This window comes from Paenimyroides viscosum, from assembly GCF_003858535.1.
GTDB lineage: Bacteria > Bacteroidota > Bacteroidia > Flavobacteriales > Flavobacteriaceae > Flavobacterium > Flavobacterium viscosum.
The window spans coordinates 1-231 of sequence record NZ_RQTJ01000027.1 but is presented as its reverse complement, the minus strand read 5'-3'; positions in this window follow the sequence as shown (position 1 = coordinate 231).

Below are 231 nucleotides of genomic sequence, written 5' to 3'. Positions count from 1 at the left end.
TGCTGAACTTGTTTCAGCATCTCACAAGATAAATAATGATGAGATTCCGTGTCAAGCACGGAATGACACACAGTGTATAGAAAAAAATGTTTTCAATATTTAATTTATGATACATTAATAAATATTTTGGTACAAAGTTCCAGATAATCATTTAAAAATAATTAAATGAACCCGTAGTGCATTATAGAAAAAGTTGCTCAAAAGATTAAAAATCAGTATATTGTATTGACT